This window comes from Granulicella sp. S156 (assembly GCF_009766105.1).
Lineage (GTDB): Bacteria > Acidobacteriota > Terriglobia > Terriglobales > Acidobacteriaceae > Granulicella.
Window position 1 is genome coordinate 385,956 of the sequence record NZ_LMUH01000005.1, and the last position, 18,872, is coordinate 404,827.

Sequence of the window (18,872 nt, forward strand, 5' to 3'; positions counted from 1 at the left end):
CTTCTCAACGCGCATGAACCTTGCTCATCTGGATTCGACATTTCTATCTCCAGGCGCGGATAGCTCTCGGAAACCTATCCCATACTTATAGCTTTTCTTTGCCGCCGCGCTTTGTGGCCTCAAAGCGTGGCGGGAGAAGGCCCGCTTCCGGCAACAAGGCCAGTATCGAACCTACATTGGCGTCAAGGTGGACTCTAGTAGGATGATTTTCGAAAGAAGATACGAATATCACTTTATACGTCCATAAATACCACTTTATGCGTCCAAAATTTCGGGTTATGTGTCCGTCTACAAAAGCTATTGTTTAGATGTCCAGATTCTTTACATCCAACGCGTTCTCTTCGATGAACTTCCGGCGGCTTTCGACATCCTCACCCATCAGCGTGGTGAAGATCTCTTCGGTCGCGGCGATGTCCTCGAGCTTCACCTGGAGCAACGTGCGGCGGGCAGGATCCATCGTGGTCTCCCAGAGCTGTGGCGCGGTCATCTCGCCGAGGCCCTTGTAGCGCTGGACCTGGTATTCCTTCTTGCCCTGTTCGATGACGTACTCGAAGACCTCACGCAGCGTCTTCTTCTCGACGGGGTCCTGTGAGACCTTCGCCGAGCGCTTCACCGGCTTGGCTGCCTCTACGGGAGCAGCACCTGCATCGACTGCGCCTTCCAGTTCGACCTCTTCGGTGTCCTCGAGATCCTGCTCGGCCTGCTCCTCTACGGTCTTCGTCGCAGCGGCAGTGGCCTTCCCTGCGTACTCGATCAGGAACGGCCCTACAAGCTGCTCGCGGATCTGCGCGTGCTTGGCCAGCAACTGGCGAGCCTCCGGTGCTACAGCCAGGGTCCAGTCGATGTGCCGAACTGCTCCCTGCGAGTCGGTGAACGAGACAGAGTAAGTGCGATGCTCTTCGTCGAACTCAATCTCGGAGACATGCTTGAAGAGCTGCGGGCGCTCCAGCTCTTTGAGCCGTGCGCGCATCTCCTTCAGCTTGTCGGCTGTCTCGAAGTCTGCACGGCGAACGGAGTCCTTGCCCTCGTTGTTGAAGATCTCAGCGAACGCACGTACAACGTCTTCATTGCGCAAACGCTTGACAACCTTATCGAAGAATCCGAGGTAGTCGTTGAGCTGCGACATGTACTTGGTCAGCTCTTTGCCTTCGAGCTTTGCGCCGCCCTCGCCGTAGCGGATAATCATGCCGTCCGACGCGCGCTTGACCATCACCTGCACGTACTCGCGCTCGTCCTTGATGTACTGTTCGAACTTGCCCTTCTTGATGCGGAAGAGTGGCGGCTGGGCAATGTACACGTGCCCACGCTTGATCAGCTCCTGCATGTGGCGGAAGAAGAACGTCAGCAGCAGCGTGCGGATGTGCGATCCGTCGACGTCGGCATCGGTCATCAGGATCAGTTTGCCGTAGCGCAGCTTCGCGGTATCGAAGTCATCCTTGCCGATGCCGGTACCGAGCGCGGTAATCATCGCGCGGATTTCTTCGTGGCCCAGCATCTTGTCGTAGCGTGCCTTCTCCACGTTGAGGATCTTACCCTTGAGCGGAAGGATGGCCTGGAACTTACGATCGCGGCCCTGCTTGGCGGTACCGCCGGCCGATTCACCCTCGACGAGGTACAGCTCACACAGTTCCGGCCTGCGCTCAGAGCAGTCGGCAAGCTTGCCCGGCAAGCCACCCCCGTCGAGGGCTCCCTTGCGGCGAGTAAGGTCACGGGCCTTGCGGGCCGCTTCGCGAGCACGCGAGGCATCGATGGCCTTATTGATGATCTTCCTCGCGACTGAGGGGTTCTGTTCGAGGAATGCGCCCAGCCGCTCGTTCACGAACGCCTGCACCTGGCCTGCGATGTCGGAGTTCAGCTTGCCCTTGGTCTGGCCTTCGAACTGCGGCTGCGGCAGCTTGACGCTGACCACGGCCACCAGGCCCTCGCGCACATCATCGCCTGAAAGGTTTTCCTTCACGTCCTTGAACAGGCCAAGCTGCTGGCCCGCGACGTTGATGGTGCGCGTCAGCGCCGTACGGAAGCCAGAAAGATGCGTGCCGCCGTCTACCGTGTTGATGTTGTTGGCAAACGAGAAGACCGTCTCGGAGTAAGCGTCGTTGTATTGCAGCGCAATCTCCATGACGACGTTGCCCTGCTCGGTCTCCATGTAGATGGGCTTTTCGTGGAGCACCTGCTTGCCCTTGTTGAGCAGCTTGATGAACTCCGCGATGCCGCCCGTGTACTTGTAGACCTGCGACTTCGTCTCGCCTTTGGTGTCGACCTGGCGCTCGTCGGTCAGAGAGATCTCGATGCCCTTGTTCAGGAACGCGAGCTGGCGCAGACGGTTGGCGAGTGTGTCGAAGTTGTACTCGGTGACGGTAAAGATGCTCTTGTCGGGCAGGAAGTGGATCTTGGTACCGCGGCGCTTGGAGGGACCCATCTTCCGCAGTGCGCTGATGGGGTCGCCCTTGGAGTAGTCCATCTCCCAGGCGAAGCCGTCGCGCCAGATCTCGACATCGAACTCTTCCGAGAGCGCATTGACGCAGCTGACGCCGACGCCGTGCAGACCACCCGAGACCTTGTAGTTCGATGCATCGAACTTGCCGCCGGCATGCAGCATGGTCAGTACAACCTGCACCGCGGGCATGGTCTCACCGGTAGGCAGTGTCTTATTGTCGACGGGGATGCCACGGCCATCGTCGACGACGGTGATGGAGTTGTCGACGTGGATGGTTACGTCGATGCGCGTCGCATGGCCTGCAAGCGCCTCGTCGACGGAGTTGTCGACGACCTCATAGACCAGATGATGCAGCCCCTGCTCGCCGGTCGAACCGATGTACATGGCAGGGCGCAGGCGAACCGCCGCAAGGCCTTCAAGAATGGTGATATTTTCGCCGGTATAGGTTCCTGGCTGCGGCGGGGGAGTCTGGCTGCTGGCTGTTGCGGGGATGATTTCTTCAGGCACGAACGGAACGCTCCATGGGTCTTACCCGGCTGGCTCGAAAGCTATCGGGGAAAGGCGCAAAAACCTTGAAAATACAGGCTGTTTGCTAAGATTTTCGACTCCTAAGTATAGCACGAACAGGCCTCCCTCCGGAGTGTCGTGGGAGGGTCCTGGGGTACGAACAAAAAGCGTAAATTCAGGGGTTTTCCAGAGAGCTTTAGTCAAACATTTCAAAAGGGTTTGAAGCCCAAAGAACAAAAGGCCCCCGAGCGCGAGACTCGAGGGCCTTTTGTGGCAGATGCCACGGTTTTACGCCGGGGCCGAGTAGGTTATCGGTTCCTCCGCTACGGGAGGTGCCTCATGCTCTGCCAGCACTGAGCTATAGAAGAGTCCTGCAAGCACGGCTCCCACCAGCGGAGCGACCCAGAATAGCCACAACTGTTGCAGCGCCAACCCTCCCGCAATAATTGCCGGACCGGTTGACCGCGCCGGGTTCACCGAAAGGTTGGTGACCGGGATGCCGATCAAATGGATCAGGGTCAGGCAGAGACCAATCGCCAGCGGTGCAAACCCCTTGGCCGCGCGCTGGTCGGTTGCGCCCAGAATCACGATCAGGAAGAAGAAGGTCAATACGACCTCGGCTACCAGGCAGGCGATGAGGCTATAGCCGCCGGGCGAGCCAAAGCCGCCAGACATACTAGGGCCGTAGCCATTGGAGGCAAAACCGCCTACCGCATAGCCGGTTTGGCCGGAGGCAATCACATACAGCACGCCAGCCGCGGCGATGCCGCCAACGATCTGCGCAATCCAGTAAGGAAGGATCTCCTTCGCCGGAAAGCGCTTGCCGGCCACGAGTCCGAGCGTGACCGCAGGGTTGAGGTGGCAGCCAGAGATGTGGCCGATGGCATAGGCCATCGTCAGCACGGTCAGGCCAAAGGCCAGCGCCACACCGACAAAGCCGATGCCGAACGCCGGAAACCCGCAAGCTAGAATCGCCGCTCCGCAACCGCCGAAGACCAGCCAGAATGTCCCAAAGAACTCGGCAATACAACGCCGTGAAAGCGCTATCTGCATACTTCCTCCAAGGTTCACATCTTCGTTCGTGTTGTATCTGAAACGGAGCCAGTTTAGAGCAAGATTCTGCTCGTGTAATGCAAATATGTTTGCATTACGCCGTTTTTTTTCGTGTCCTTTGTGTTCGTTTTTGCTATTGCCGGGTCTACCAGACCCGGCATGACGGCGCATGCACCATCGGTTGGCCCGCCTTGCAGCCGAAGGCCTTCTGGAACTCCGGCATGTTCGAGACCACGCCGTTGATGCGCGCAAAGCCCGGCGAGTGCGGATCGGTCGCGGCATGCACGCGCAGGTTCTCCGGGCGGTCGTTCTCGCACGCCCACTGTGCCATGCCCACAAAGAAGCGTTGATCCGGGGTAAAGCCCTCGACGTCCGTCAGTTTCACGCCCTCGGTCTGCTTCTTCCACGCGATGTAGGCCAGCAACTCTCCACCCAGGTCGGCGACGTCCTCGCCGCTGGTGAGCTTGGAGTTGATGTGCGTGTCGTCGACGATCACATAGCCCGCATACTGGTCGCGGATGCAGTTGATGCGGTCCTCAAAGCCCTTCGCATCCTCTGCAGTCCACCAGTCGCGCAGATTGCCCTTGGCATCGAACTGCCGCCCCTCATCGTCGAAGGCATGAGTCAGTTCATGTCCGATGGTCCCGCCCGTGTTGCCGTAGTTTGGCGCGTCATCGAGCTTCGGGTCGTATAGAGGTGGCTGCAGCACGCCCGCCGGGAAGTTGATGTCATTCATCTGCGGGTTGAAGTAGGCGTTCACGGTCGGCGGCGTCATGCCCCACTCGTTCAGGTCGACCGGTTTGCCCAGCTTGTGCCATTCGCGCGCATCTTCAAAGCGGTAGGCACGTACAACATCGCCGGCATAGTCGTCCGGCTTGACCTCGAGCGTCGAGTAGTCGCGCCAGTGCTCGGGATATCCGATCTTGTTGCGAATGGCGTGCAGCTTGCGCAGCGCCTCCTCTTTGGTCGCCGGACTCATCCAGGGCAGGCTCTCGATCTCATGCTGCATGGCCGTCTCGATCTGCTCGGTCATGAGTTGGGTGCGGGCCTTCATGTCGGCCGAGAAGGTGCGCCGCACGAACTCCTGCCCCAGAGCTTCGCCGAGGTTGCGGTCGACCGCACGGGTACAGGTCTTCCAGCGCGGAGGCATCACAGGAACGCCGCGCAGCGTCTTCGAGTAGAAGTCGAAGTTGGTCTGCTCGAATGGATGCGCAAGGTAGGTCGCGGCGGAGGTGAGCAGATGAAAGCGCAGGTACGCTCGTAGCGCCGCCACGTCTTCCGTGGCGAGCTCGGCTTCGACGGCTTTCATGAACGCCGGCTGCGAGACGTTCAGCTTCGTCACGCCGGGCGCTCCCTGGGTGCTGAAGTAGAGCGGCCAGTCGATCGAAGGCGCCAGCTTCGCGAGCTCGGCAACGGTCATCATGTGATAGATGCTGTGCGGATCGCGGAGCTCGACGCGGGTTAGCGACGCCTTGGCCAACGCGGTCTCTATATGCAGGATGGCGGCGGCATCGGCCTTGGTCTTCTCGGCTGGCTCGCCCGCAAGAGAGAGCAGTTGCTGAATGTACGCAACATATTGCTCGCGTATCTTGACGCTCTTGTCGTCGGTCTTCAGGTAGTAATCGCGGTCGGGTAAGCCGAGTCCACCCGCTTCCACTTCAACGATGATGACGGAGGAGTCGATCGCATCCTGGTCCGTGCCCGAGCCGAAGAAGAAGCTGCCAGCATACTCATGGTGCAGGCGTGTGAGCGCGGCAAGCAACTCGGCTCGCGTCTTCAACGCGTCGATGCGGCCCAACTCAGGCTGCACCGGCTTATCGCCGAGCACGTCGATGGCCGAGGTGTTCATGCAGGCGGCAAAGTAATCGCCGACCTTCTGCTGCACGGGCGTGCGGTTCGTTGCCTTGGCATCCTCTTCGAGAATGCCCCATAAAAACTGCTGATTGTCATTGGCGAGCTTGGCATAGACATCCCACGCAGCCTGATCGGCTGGGATCGGATTGTTCTTCAGCCAGCCACCGCAGGAGAACTTGTAGAAGTCCACGCAGGGATCCGCCGTGCGGTCGAGGCTCGTGACATCCAGCGAGGGCGAATAGGGCATCGCCTGCAACGGCTGCGGGGCCGCAGGCTGTTGTGCGGACAGACAAATGGCGGAAGCGGCGAGCGCAGTAGCCACAACGAACAGAGGCTTCGAGAGCATGGGTTCTCCAATGAGAGCCATCCTACAACGCTCCACACTCAATCTGCCTTAAGGCGCTGTTGTTCCGTCAGGCTCCGGCTTCACCAGAAGCAGTGCTTGAGGTGGCTATGGAGCAGCGATCTGGGGGATTTCTTCGCCTTCCATCCGGCGTATCTTTCGCCACAACTTCTGGGGCCACCTGGGATCCATGCAGGGCCTCTCGATCAGTACAAAGTAGGCAGTGGACAGCGCCAGTGTTACCGCTATCAAGAGCGCCATCTGGACTGCGAGGGTCTCTGCGTTTCCGGGCATCTGCAGATATTGGATCGCGCGAAACGAGACCGAGATAATCAGCATATGCATCAGGTAGATGGAGTAGCACATGCCTCCGGTCAGGGCTACAAAAGGTTGCCGAAAGAACCAGTTGGAGGCCTTGCCGTAGAAAGCTGCCAGGTAAACCGGAATAATGATCAAAGGTAGCCATGCCGGCGCGTCGCCTACATGTCCGACAAGGAAAATGGCTGGCCATCCCACCAGGCTGACAAGGTCCCAGGTCCATGTCTGCCGGCTCGTATGCCGCGGATATTCCAAGAGATCCGTCAGCAGAAAACCGGAGAGGAAATACTGCATATAGAAGAGCGGCGTCCGATCATAGGCAGTGAATGGGATGGGGCGGCTGTTTACGAAGCAAAAAAACAAGACAAGCGCAGCGATGGTTCCCCGGCGCAGAACGGCGTTCTCGATTCGGTAGAGGTTTCCCAGGAACGGAGCCAGGATATAGAACTGGATCTCGATTTCCAGGCTCCAGGTCACAAAATTGATCGTGCTTCCCGAATGAAAAACAAACATGTGGGCATAGCCCAGGCTCGCCAGCAGGTGTGGCAGCATCGCATGCAGGGATCTATGGAATGCCAGATACAGAGCAGCCGTGTAGATCAGAAGAGACAGAATGTACGGCGGCTCCAGCCGCGTAATGCGGCGTAAGAAGTAGGAGCGAAGCTTGACTGCAGGTCCTCCAAGGCGGTGCTGGCGCAGAAAGGGCCGCGCCAGAATATAGCCGCTAATTGCAAAAAAGAGCCGAACTCCGCGGCCACCGTTTTGGAAGATGTTGATGATCCAATGGGCGCTGTATGGAAGTGCGGGCAGTGGCCGTCCTTGACGGGTTACTTCTCCAAGCACATGCACAAGAAGTACGGCGATTATTGCCATAAAGCGCAGTCCATCGATCTGTGGAATCCAGCTGGCCCCGCTTGTTATGCGCCGCAAACGCAGCAATCAACTACCCCTCTTTCGCCTGTCTGAACCATTTCTTCCGGACGCTTCTTATGCTACGGGAACAAGTTTTGGGAGGCGAGCGACGAGGCTCGCCGCGCTTGGCGGCTTAGGGGGCGTTGGCGTGCTCTGCCTTGGCTCTTTCCTGTTTCCTATCCGCTGTTTCCTGCCTTTCTGCTATACTGATTGCTGTTGTAAATAGCAGTATTTCCGTTAGGAATCCCATGCCAAAGTTGAAGACACACTCCGGCGCGGCCAAGCGCTTCAAGAAGACTGGTACCGGCAAGTTCAAGCGCGGCCAGTCCAAGATGCGCCATATCCTCACCTCGAAGGCGACCAAAACCAAGAGCAAACTTGGCAAGATCGTGCTTGTTTCCGTGGCGGATACCCCGAAGGTCGCCCGTATGCTCCCTTACGCGTAAGCGTAGGAGAGATTGAAAAGTTATTCGAATCGAGTTGTTTCATCAGGGCCGCTCAAGCGTTGAGGCCCCTGGGTTAGGCCAACGCCAACCCACTGAGATTCGAAGTTGTAAGCGAGTGAAGAGGCCCACCACCCTTACCTCCAGCCGCTTGAACGCAGTACGCAAAAGGAGAATGACATGCCCCGTGTAAAACGGAGTACAAAACGCAGCGACCGCCGCAAAAAGATCCTCAAGCGCGCGAGTGGCTACTTCCTCACCAAATCCAAGCTCTATCAGGCAGCCCAGGAAGCCGTCGAACGCGGCCTGAAGTTTGCCTATATCGGCCGCAAGCAGAAGAAGCGGCAGTTCCGTTCGCTGTGGATCGTGCGCATCGGCGCGGCGGCCCGCATCAACGGCCTGAGCTACTCGCTCTTCATCAACGGCCTCAAGAAGGCAGGCAACGGCCTCGATCGCAAGATCCTCGCCGACATCGCCGCCAACGACCCCGCTGGTTTCGCCGCTCTTGCAGCGCAGGCCAAGGCCGGGCTCGAGAGCGCCAAGAAGGTTGCAGCGTAACGTTTCGCAAGCAGGAATAAAAGGGCGTGGCTTCGGCTACGCCCTTTGCTTTGTCGTGTAGCTATTTTTGAGTTTATGAAAGGCGCTCCTGCCTTCCTTTGTGGAATATTCTTTGCGAGCACTTCTTGCTCGTTCCGCACAACGGTTGAACAGGTCTGCATCAGCTATCCTTGAGCTATGCCTGCTCCCGCCGAATTACAGTTCCCCCCAGCAACAGCTATTGATGAGGAGCCGCCTTTCGAAGGCGTACCTCCTTTTGAGTCCTGGGGGCGCTATCCCGCGTACGGAGCAACTGTAATTCCGCTGCACTGGCAGGGAGACTTTCCCCGAGCCATCGACGGTGTCCACCACGGAGCGTTAGCGGTAGGTATGGGACGCAGCTATGGAGATGTGTGTCTGTTGAAGGACGGCACGCTGCTCCAGACGACCTCGATGAACCGCCTGCTGGGGTTCGACGCCGCGACCGGTCTGCTAACTGCCGAAACCGGCATCACGCTGGCGCAGATTCTGGACTTCGCCGTACCCCGCGGCTTCTTTCTGCCCGTCACGCCGGGGACGAAGTATGTCACGCTCGGCGGCGCCATCGCGAATGACATCCATGGCAAGAACCACCACAGCGCTGGGACGTTCGGCAACCACGTCACGCAGTTTGAGCTCGTCCGTTCCGACGGCACTCGCATGCACTGCTCGCCGACCCAGAATCCCGACTACTTCGAAGCCACCATCGGCGGCATGGGCCTTACGGGAGTCATGACCTGGGCGCAGGTGCGGCTCAAGCCCATCGTCAGCCGCATGGTCGACTTTCAGGGCATCCAATTCCACGGCATCGATGAGTTCCTCGACCTCACCCAGCAAGCCGAGCACATCGAGTACACCGTGAGCTGGGTCGACGTGACCTCGACCGGCAAAAACTTCTGCCGCGGCATCTTCATGCAGGGCGACCACTCGCAGGTTCCTGCACCCCTCAAGCCTTCGGCCAAGCCCAAACTCGTCTTTCCGGTCGAGTTGCCGGGCTTCGCGCTCAACAAGCTCTCGGTCAGCGCCTTCAACGCGCTCTACTTCAATAAGCAGATGAAGAAGCGCGCGACCGCCCTGCAGGACTACGAACCATTCTTCTATCCCCTCGACGCCGTGCTGCACTGGAACCGCATGTATGGCAAGCGTGGGCTGTTGCAGTTCCAATACGTCATCCCATGGGAGCACGCGCGCGAGGGCACGGTTGCGATTCTGACTGAGGTGGCCAAGTCCGGCCTGGCGAGCTTCCTCGCTGTACTCAAGGCGTTCGGCAATGTGCAATCACCCGGTATGATGAGCTTCCCAAAGCCCGGCATCACGCTCGCGCTCGACTTCCCCATCAAGCCGGAGAAGAGCTTCGCACTCTTCGACCGCCTCGCCGAGATGACGCGCGAGTTCGGTGGCCGTCTCTACCCCGCCAAGGATGCACGCATGACCGCGCCGCAGTTCCAGGCCTTCTACCCGCAGTGGGAGCGCTTCGCCCGCTACAAAGACCCCGCGCTGACCTCCAGCTTCTGGGAGCGTGTGATTAGTGGGGGTATTAAATGATCGCAAAACAATCTCCAAATCAGCCAACGAAGCAATCGTCAAACCCGACAGCGAAGCCATCTCCAGATCAGCCCAACCACACTCCCAGGCGCATCCTCGTTCTCGGAGCGACCTCCGGCATCGCCGAGGCCTGCTGCCGCCTCTGGGCCGAGCGCGGCGACAGCCTCTTCCTGGTCGCGCGCAACTCCGAACGTCTGGCCGCAGTCGCAGCCGACCTGCGCACGCGTGGAGCCTCTTATATAGATAGTGCTGTTGCCAATCTCGACCACACCTCCATCCACCCCGAGTTGCTGGCGCATGCCATCAACTCCTTGGCTGGGCTGGACATAGCGTTCTTCGCGCTGGGTGTGCTCGGCGATCAGCAGAAGTCAGAGCGCGGCTTTGTCGAGGCTGGGCCGATTTTGCACACCAATTTTGTGGCTCCGGTCAGCCTGCTCACCTGGCTGGCAAACTACTGTGCGCAGCGCCACTCCGGGACTCTGGCGGTGTTGTCGTCGGTAGCCGGCGAGCGCGGCCGCAAGTCGAACTACGTATACGGATCGTCCAAGGCTGGGCTGACAGTCTTCGTCGACGGGCTGCGCAACCGGATTGACCGTGAAGGCGTACGCGTCATGACGATCAAACCCGGTCCGGTGAAGACGGCGATGACGCAGTCGATGAAGGGCAACGAGAAGTTTGCCGACGTAGAAACGGTCGCCGCGACACTGGTGAAGGCGATTGATAAGGGCACAGACGTGGTCTACGTGCCGGGAATCTGGCGGATCATCATGACGGTGATTCGCGCGATCCCTGAGCGCGTGTTCAAGAAGCTGAACCTGTAGAGCGCTTTTGCTCTTATTTCACCTGCAATCATTCGGAACGTAGAGAGGAGCCTGCTCCTCGTCCGCAGCCGCAACGGTGCATCGAACATCCCTCTCGATCCTTGCTCGAGAGGGTGTCGGTTCCTGGCTGGTTTGGGGTGCCCAGCAAATACCGACCCTCGAAACTCCAGTTTTCTATAAAAAGACACATTTAGCTGATCCGTCCTTTCGTAGAATCCCATTTTTTATATCTCCCTGTGCATTTTTGAGATTTTCTGGTCGCCGAAGCGATGATTTTTCTGACAGCAAATTGAAAATCCTTATTTAATGTCTGCGTCATATTGCCTATCGATTAGGCGAATAGTTTGGCATGAGGATTGCTACACCTGTTTGGATATAGCAGAACTGGGCCCTATTAGCATCCCCCAAAATTCCTACCTTTTATTCCTTGGTAGACGTCGCAAGTTTTCCGGTTGCTCCGTTTAGTGGAGATCGATAGACAACTTCAGTTTGAGGAGATTCACCTAAAATGCGCAATTGGCTTGCAAAATTCGCCCTGTTGGCAGTAGTGCTCTCGGCTCCTTCTTTGATGAGCGCCCAGAATCTGTACGCCGCGTTGCATGGCACGGTAACCGACCCAACCGGCGCTGTTGTCCCTGGTGCTCTGATCACGGTAGTCAATAGCAGTACAAGCATCACGACTACTGCAAAGACGGACAGCAAGGGCTACTACGTGGTGCCGCAGTTGCAGGCAGGCGGTCCCTATGCCGTTACGATCACTGCCAATGGATTCGATAAGGCGACGACGGGCAATCTCACTCTCAATGTGAACGACAACCGCGATGTGGACGTCAAGTTGGTGGTTGGCGGCAGCAATCTGACCGTGGAGGTCAACGCGACAGGTCTTCAGGTCGAAACAGCCGACACGCAGTTGAAGCAGATTGTGACTGCCACCCAGCTCGAGGAGATCCCCTTGCTGGGGCGCGATGCTGCTGGACTGCAGAAGCTGAATCCTGGCGTCGTCGAATCTTCCGACCGCTTCGGCAGCTTCTCGACCAACGGCAGCCAGACTCCCGCGAACTCTTATTCCCTCAACGGTGTGGACATCAACGATGGCCCGCTTCAGAGTGAAGGCATTCAGGTCAACCCTGATGCCCTCCAGGAAGAGAACATCATCACCAGCACCATGAATCCGGAGTTCGCTCGCAACTCCGGCGCCATCGTGAATCAGATCGTAAAGTCTGGCACTAACCATCTCCACGGCAATGCGTTCGAGTACTACCGGGATACGTTCCTGAACGCGACTCCCTACCTGTCTACGCTAAAGCCGCAGTTTCATCAGAATCTCTACGGCGGTACCTTGGGCGGCCCGGTGATACACGACAAGCTCTTCCTGTTCCTGGCCTATCAGGGGCTACGCAGCCGTACTGGCGCCCCGACAAGTTCGACTACCCTTACTGCTGCGGATTTAGCGGGCAATTTTACCAACGATTCGAATTTTGCCAGTGGGGGTACGAATAGCGGCGGCCTGACCTCAAATCCGATTCCGAACAACATTGTCGGTGCCCTCGGGTGCCCCCAGGGCTCCACCTGGAGTTCATGCTTTCCGGCGGTAAATGGCACAACGGCAGTAAATGTACCGACGTCAGCGTGGAACTCGCTTGCCTCCAGCATTACGCAAAAATACATTCCACAAGCGAACTCTGCAGGCGATATTTACAACTTCAACTCCTCCGACACGGCGGCGCAGGATCAAGGCGTCATTCGTGTCGACTACACGCCCACCTCACGCGACACCATCTGGGGCTCGTCGGTCTTCCAGTCCAGCCCCTCCACTGCCTCACAGTCCTTTGGAGGCGGTAGCCTCCCGGGATTCGGCACGGTGCAAGCGGAACACTTCAAGATATTTAGCGGTGCTTATACGCACACCTTCAATGCCAGCACCCTGAATGAACTGCGAGCCAGCTACTACCGGTTCAACTTTAAGGCGGTAGAGCCAGCGAACCCTGCGCTGCCAAGTTCCTACGGGTTTACCGGAATCACCCCGCAGAACACTACATCGCCGGGCTTCCCCTACCTGTCGATTGGCTCGTTCCAGGTGGGCAACAGTCTTGAAGGCCCACAGCCTCGCTTGGATAGTAACCTCACCTTCAGCGACAATTTTACGAAGATCGTTGGAGGACACTCTCTCAAATTCGGTGGCTCCTATGAACAGTTCCGGGTCGACAACCCATTCGCCTTCGACAACAACGGAAACTTCGGCTACTCGGGTGGTACGGGTGGGGGCGGACTTTATACCTCGGGCGACCCGATCCTCGACTTTGAACTGGGTATTCCTGATACCTACGCGCAGACCAGCAATGGCGACATCAATGTGCTTGCCTCTGAAATCTATGCGTATGCCCAGGATAGCTATAAGGCCACCTCAACGCTGACCCTCAACTATGGCATTGCATGGGATGTGGAAGCTCCCACCAAAAATGCTCAATTTGGAGGTCTTGGGATCAACTGCTGGTCTCTCTCTTCCACCGAATCCGTTGTCTTCCCCGGAGCCCCTCCGGGACTCGGATTTCCTGGTGATCCTGGCTGCAATCGCGCTGGCGGTCCCACCACACACTTTAACCGCTTCGGTCCGCGTTTCGGTTTTGCGTGGTCCCCGGACTCCGGACTCCCCTGGCTGACAGGTGCGCCCGGCTCGCATAGTTTCTCCATTCGCGGCGGTTACGGTATCTACTACAACCGCGATCAGGAAGAGCAGTCGCTGCAAAACCTTGAAGATCCGCCATTTTTCCTGTTCTCGCATGGCGCAGCCGACGTTGGCGGAAGCCCTGCGTTTACCTCACCCTTTTCGGATGTTACGGGCACTGCAGCGGTGTCAGAGCCCAATGTCTTCCCCTTCACGGTTCCGACAGCAGGCGCAACCATCAATTGGGCCGGTCTCTACCATTCCCTGGGTCTTGCGACCTTCAATCCGAGCCAGTACACCGTTCCCTACGTCGAAAACTTCAACCTCAACGTACAGCGGTCTCTGTCGAGCACCCTTCTATTGCAGGTCGGTTATGTCGGCTCCCTCGGACGCCATCTGGCTAGCTGGTATGAAGGCGACCCGATTACTGCTGCCGGCCACGCAGCCTGCTTAGCAGGCTCTGTCCCAGCCGGATATCCATCGAACTACAACTGCAACAGCGGATTGGCTGGCGCGATTCATCAGTATTTTCCGCAGTTTACTGCTGATGCTGCTGCTCTCGTTCCTAGTAATCCGGCAGGTTTACCCAATGGAACTCCTTGGTACACCAGCATCGCCACACAGACCACCGAAAACGCGTCAAGCTATAACTCTCTACAGGTCAGCCTTGTGAAATCTCGCTCCCATGGCTTTAGTGGCACCTTTGCCTACACCTATTCGCATGCCCTGGACAATGGCTCAGGCTATGAGAGTTCGACAGGAAGTGAGTCGCAAGGTGCCGGTCACGTTCAGATATCGACACCCGGTTTCACCTACCTCAACTATGGAGACTCCGACTACGATGCTCGTCATCGGTTTGTAGCTTCGTATGTCTATGAGGTGCCAGTCTTTGCTGCCATCCGCTCAAACGCCCTTCTCCGCGAGACGCTCGCAGGCTGGGAAGTTGGCGGTGTTACCGTCCTCCAGACAGGATTTCCGATCGGTATCGCGGAGGGAGCAGACAGGTCCTTATGGTGCGATGGCTATAGCTACTTCGGCTGTGGCGATACGCCTGTAACTTCGAGCTTCCACATCAAGCACGAGGACATCAGGAAGGTCCAGACTTTATCGGATGGAGAAGGCAATCCCATCACCGGTCACTTCTATTTCGATCCCTCTACCTTTACTGACGAGCCGGTTGGAACCTACGGAAACGTAAAGCGCAACTCTCTCCTTCACGGTCCCGGTTACAACTACACGGACCTTCAACTCTCCAAGAACTTCCACTTCTCCGCTGCGCATACGGATCGTTATGTCCAACTTAGGATTGAAGCGGCCAACGCGTTCAACCATGCGAATTTTGCGGCGCCTGGTGGAAATTTCGCGGGTAGTAAATCAACGTTTGGTGTAGTGACCACAGTACAAGCGACTGCCGATCCAAATCAGGATCCAACACCAGCTCGTGTATTCCAGCTCGTCGGCAAGGTTTACTTCTAACCGAGACCCTTTGAAACGAGTGCGAGGCTTTTACCGCAAGACATCGAAAGGTGTTCCTGCGGTGGAAGCCTCGCTTTTTTTGATAGGTGCAGCCTACAGGAATCCGCTTGCCAAAAGAATGGTGTTGCGGACTTCGCTCAAGATCGTGGATGCTTGCGGCTTATTCGGTTGCAAAACCAGGGCTTGGATGCCCGTACGGATTGAAGCCTGTAAAACTTAGGACGCTTTCCCCAGCTGCACCATAGCGGCTATCACAGATAGGGCAGGTAGGCTTACTGCACACTTTTGTGGTTGTAAATGCAGTAAATAATATCGCATTGCGATAAATCCCAAAAATGGGATAATTGCGTCAGAACCCGTCCACGAATTTACTGAAAATTGTATCTTTGGTGTACTTGATGCATTCGCTCCGGTCGAATGTTGGCCGAATTTTCAAGAAAAATAAGGTCTATCTGTAAACTTTTTTGTTTGGCTAAGCGATTGCCTACACCTCGCTGGGTCACAAAAACAGCGTTGCGGAATCAGGAAATGCAGGAGGCTAAACGTCTTCGTTGGCTCTTGATACATCTAGCACGCGAGTTATCAGGAGACAGAATGAAGAAGGCTCTTATCTTTGCCATACTTTTTCTATTGGCAACAGGCATTGCACTGGCTCAAACAAGCAAAGGTATCCTTGTAGGGGTTGCGCGCGATTCTACCGGAGCGGTGATCGTTGGCGCGCAGATCGCTGTCCGTAATGAGCTGACGGGAGAATCCCGCAATGCTACGACCAATGGTGGTGGTGCTTATCGTATTGATGCGCTAGGTCCCGGCTTGTATACCCTGCGTGCGACCGCATCTGGATTCGACGTTGCGAATGTCGAGCATTTGAAGGTAGACCCTTCCATCGTCACCTCGTATGATGCCACGTTAGCCGTGGGAACTTCTGCAACCACGGTGGATGTCCAGGCCACTTCCAATCTCATCGATACTGAAAATGCACAACTTGCTGGAACGTTCGGCGCGACAGAGCTAAGGAATATCCCGATCTTCAGTCTCAACCCTATCGAGCTCACCTATACGGCGCCAGGAGTTCAGTTGACGGATCAGGGCGGCCAGGGAGATGGCGTATCGATTCAGGTCAATGGTTCCCGTCCGCGAGCTAATAACTTTCTTATCGATGGGCAGGATATCAATGAGCCAACGATAGCTGGGCAGGCTCTTCAGCCGGAATTACCTGACATCTTTCAGTCTGTGACCGTCATCACCAATTCAGCATCGGCCGAGTATGGTGGGGCTGGCGGCGGAATTGTCAATTTGGTTACTCAGAGCGGAACCAATCACTTCCATGGCGGCGTTTGGGACTTATATTCGGGTTCCGGATTGAATGCGTTGGATGGAATCCAACGCCAGGGGCCGCACACTCATGGTGCAAAGCCGCGCTCAAACGAGCACCAATATGGGTTTACGGTTGGTGGTCCGATCATCAAGAACAAACTTTTTGCATTCGGGTCTTCGCAATGGTCGCGCATCTATGGAAATGAGACAGCAGCCGTAAATCTTCTTCCCGATGCCAACGGAATTGCAGTGTTGCAAGGCCTAGTTTCGCAATCTCCAAACGCGGGAATTCTACTGTCTCTACTCGACAATGGTAGCTATCTAAATTCATCGACTTCCCTTGGGGGAACTACAACAGTAGCACTTGGAAATGGACGTCCAGGTGTTGAACTGGGCAACTTTCAGCGGCAGGCGGCCCCGCAGAAGGCTCCTGATACCCAGTGGTTCTACCGTGTAGACTGGCTCCCCACCTCATCGGATACTTTCTACTTCCGGTACCTGCATGACCGGTCAAGCCTTTCGCCCGATTTCTTCACGAATAACACGGCGCTCCCCGGCTTCGATACAACGCAGGGAGGAACTTCAGAGCAAGGCGGCGGCGGATGGACGCACGTTTTTTCTTCGCACATGGTGAACGAACTGCGTGCATCGGAATTGCGCACGAACTTTGGTTTCCTTCTGGCGCCAGCAACCGCAGCCAATCCGTTGTCTCAACTGCCACAGCTTAATTTTGCCAGTGAGAGCCAGGCTGGTTTCCCTGGGCTTGGGATTGCTCCTGGTTATCCGCAGGACAGCGCGCAGGATGTTTATCAGCTTCAAGATACGGTTAGCTATACAAGGGGCCGCCAAACGATACGTGTAGGTTTCGATATAGGAAGAGAGATTGCTGTATCTGGCGTTCCCTTCAACTACAACGGCTCGCTCACCTTCAATAAAGGAGGTGGCTTCTCTGATCTTGGAAACTTTATCGATAATTACCTTGGACCTTCGGGCAGCGCGACTATCGATCTTGGGAAGAGCCGTGTTGATCCCCACGCCTACAACCAGGCCTATTTCATCCAGGATGATATAAAATTCACCCCAGAACTTACGATCAATTTGGGAGCTCGTTACGAGTACAAGGCGAATCCGGAAAACTCGGTGGGCTTTCCCGCTATGGACCCCAATAATCCTTTCCTGCCTATCACCACGAAAATTAGGGTTAAAGAAGATAAAAACAACATAGCTCCTCGTATTGGTCTGGCCTTCACTCCGCAGGGCGGTGGATGGCTGGGTGCCGGTAAAATGGCATACCATGCGGGATTCGGTATCTTCTACGATCCCCTTTTCTTGAATATTGTCGACAATAGTCAAACATCGGCTCCTAACATTGCTGCGCCTATTGCCACTTCCACGCAAGGCCGCGGTGTGGCCAACGCGACGTCAATTATCCCGACATTATCTCCGGTTATCGATCCTACAAATACACTTGAGCTTGTAGTCAATAACCTGGTCAACCCACAGACCTTTCAGTGGAATCTTGGGTTTGAACGGCAGTTACCCGCCAACCTCAAGTTGACGATCAACTATGTGGGTACTCGCTCGGAGAAGCTCTTTGCCAATCAGCAATACAATTATTTTGGTCCTACGCAGGCAAATGATTATCAGCCCGGCGAGCGTCTCGATCCGACTCGAGGACCGATCATAGCTCGTGGTAATTTCGCAGACTCTATTTATCACGGCGTCTCAACTTCTGTCTCGCATGACTTCAAGCACGGACTGCTGGTCAATGGGACCTATACCTTCAGCAAATCTCTGGATGATGGTTCGGAAGTATTTACGACCTTCAACCAGCCAACCTCGTATTCTGCAAATCTTGCCCCGGGAGGCCGTTCCGGAGAATGGGGCGCATCTCCTTACGATCATCGGAACTATTTTTCTGTCCAATACGTTTACAGCCTTCCTGGGTATAACCGTGAAAAAATACTGTCCCTGATCACCAATGATTGGACGATCTCTGGGGATACCACTCTGCAATCGGGACCTCCTTCAACCTGGTCTCTCAGTGGAATAGATACAAACGGCGACGGAAGTTCAGCGAATGATCGTCCTACGCTTAGTAACCCGCGCGCGCCTTACACCGCAGTTGGTATTGATGGTGCGTTTTTGGGGCCGGATGCGGTCACAGGAAATCCTGCCGTACCCGGCACTTATTATGATCTCGCTACGAACAACACGAGCGGCACCCTTTCGCCGGTCGATTCATCTACAGTTCATTTCTTGATTCCAACTGCTTCCGGCAATGTGCGTCGCGATAGCTTCCGCATGCCTGGAGTACAGTACTGGAATCTTGCACTTCAAAAAAGTATCCCACTCCATGGCCTGACGCATATAGAAGGAAACACTCTTCAGCTGCGGGCTGAAGCACAGGATGTAGGGAACCATAACAACGTCGAACCCTTCGACATTGATTTGCTGGATGTTGGAGGCTCTTCTTTTATGAATCCCTCTCTGAATCGCTCTTCAGCTTCAAATGGGTCGCTTGCAGCAGGAAGGGTTATTCGGCTCTGGGCAAAATTTACTTTCTAATCTGAAGTATTTTGCCTTCGTTCATAACTCGGAAAAG

The 18,872-nt window shown here is 56.2% G+C and carries 10 protein-coding genes; 6 read left to right on the plus strand and 4 right to left on the minus strand.

What is annotated here, in order from left to right; all coding sequences use genetic code 11:
- Positions 1 to 304: 304 nt before the first annotated feature.
- The 4 genes from gyrB to GSQ91_RS03810 form a co-directional block, all read right to left on the minus strand.
- On the minus strand, positions 305 to 2,944 hold the full coding sequence (gene gyrB / locus GSQ91_RS03795) for a DNA topoisomerase (ATP-hydrolyzing) subunit B (RefSeq protein ID WP_158819919.1): 2,640 nt from the start codon (positions 2,942 to 2,944) through the stop codon (positions 305 to 307).
- Between the two features lie 288 nt (positions 2,945 to 3,232).
- Complete coding sequence (aqpZ, locus tag GSQ91_RS03800) at positions 3,233 to 3,997, minus strand: aquaporin Z (protein ID WP_158819920.1); 765 nt, start codon at positions 3,995 to 3,997, stop codon at positions 3,233 to 3,235.
- 145 nt (positions 3,998 to 4,142) lie between these two features.
- Complete coding sequence (locus tag GSQ91_RS03805; RefSeq protein WP_158819921.1) at positions 4,143 to 6,197, minus strand: M13 family metallopeptidase; 2,055 nt, start codon at positions 6,195 to 6,197, stop codon at positions 4,143 to 4,145.
- Positions 6,198 to 6,302: 105 nt separating this feature from the next.
- Positions 6,303 to 7,451, minus strand: a complete 1,149-nt coding sequence (locus tag GSQ91_RS03810) for an acyltransferase family protein (RefSeq protein WP_371417081.1) — start codon at positions 7,449 to 7,451, stop codon at positions 6,303 to 6,305.
- 221 nt (positions 7,452 to 7,672) lie between these two features.
- Here GSQ91_RS03810 and rpmI point away from each other — a divergent pair, with 221 nt between their 5' ends.
- The 6 genes from rpmI (at position 7,673) to GSQ91_RS03840 (ending at position 18,835) form a co-directional block, all read left to right on the plus strand.
- On the plus strand, positions 7,673 to 7,870 hold the full coding sequence (rpmI, locus tag GSQ91_RS03815; RefSeq protein WP_014263501.1) for a 50S ribosomal protein L35: 198 nt from the start codon (positions 7,673 to 7,675) through the stop codon (positions 7,868 to 7,870).
- Between the two features lie 177 nt (positions 7,871 to 8,047).
- Complete coding sequence (rplT, locus tag GSQ91_RS03820) at positions 8,048 to 8,425, plus strand: 50S ribosomal protein L20 (RefSeq protein WP_158819923.1); 378 nt, start codon at positions 8,048 to 8,050, stop codon at positions 8,423 to 8,425.
- A 177-nt stretch (positions 8,426 to 8,602) separates the two neighbouring features.
- Positions 8,603 to 9,988 carry an FAD-binding oxidoreductase gene (locus GSQ91_RS03825; protein WP_158819924.1) on the plus strand — a complete coding sequence of 462 codons (1,386 nt, stop codon included), beginning with the start codon at positions 8,603 to 8,605 and terminating at the stop codon, positions 9,986 to 9,988.
- Entirely contained in the window at positions 9,985 to 10,809 is an 825-nt protein-coding gene (locus GSQ91_RS03830; RefSeq protein WP_254064347.1) for an SDR family oxidoreductase, read from the plus strand. The genes GSQ91_RS03825 and GSQ91_RS03830 overlap by 4 nt, the downstream gene beginning before the upstream one ends.
- A 508-nt stretch (positions 10,810 to 11,317) precedes the next feature.
- A complete protein-coding gene (locus GSQ91_RS03835) occupies positions 11,318 to 14,950 on the plus strand; it encodes a carboxypeptidase-like regulatory domain-containing protein (RefSeq protein WP_158819925.1) in 3,633 nt (1,210 codons plus the stop codon).
- A 594-nt stretch (positions 14,951 to 15,544) separates the two neighbouring features.
- Positions 15,545 to 18,835 carry a TonB-dependent receptor gene (locus GSQ91_RS03840; protein WP_158819926.1) on the plus strand — a complete coding sequence of 1,097 codons (3,291 nt, stop codon included), beginning with the start codon at positions 15,545 to 15,547 and terminating at the stop codon, positions 18,833 to 18,835.
- The last annotated feature ends 37 nt before the right edge of the window (positions 18,836 to 18,872 follow it).

Excerpts from the sequence above, each read along its gene's own strand:
- GSQ91_RS03825 (WP_158819924.1), top strand. The coding sequence starts at position 8,603 with ATGCCTGCTCCCGCCGAATTACAGTTCCCCCCAGCAACAGCTATTGAT.
- GSQ91_RS03840 (WP_158819926.1), top strand. The coding sequence starts at position 15,545 with ATGAAGAAGGCTCTTATCTTTGCCATACTTTTTCTATTGGCAACAGGC.
- GSQ91_RS03805 (WP_158819921.1), bottom strand. The coding sequence starts at position 6,197 with ATGCTCTCGAAGCCTCTGTTCGTTGTGGCTACTGCGCTCGCCGCTTCC.
- rplT (WP_158819923.1), top strand. The coding sequence starts at position 8,048 with ATGCCCCGTGTAAAACGGAGTACAAAACGCAGCGACCGCCGCAAAAAG.
- aqpZ (WP_158819920.1), bottom strand. The coding sequence starts at position 3,997 with ATGCAGATAGCGCTTTCACGGCGTTGTATTGCCGAGTTCTTTGGGACA.
- GSQ91_RS03835 (WP_158819925.1), top strand. The coding sequence starts at position 11,318 with ATGCGCAATTGGCTTGCAAAATTCGCCCTGTTGGCAGTAGTGCTCTCG.
- GSQ91_RS03830 (WP_254064347.1), top strand. The coding sequence starts at position 9,985 with ATGATCGCAAAACAATCTCCAAATCAGCCAACGAAGCAATCGTCAAAC.
- rpmI (WP_014263501.1), top strand. The coding sequence starts at position 7,673 with ATGCCAAAGTTGAAGACACACTCCGGCGCGGCCAAGCGCTTCAAGAAG.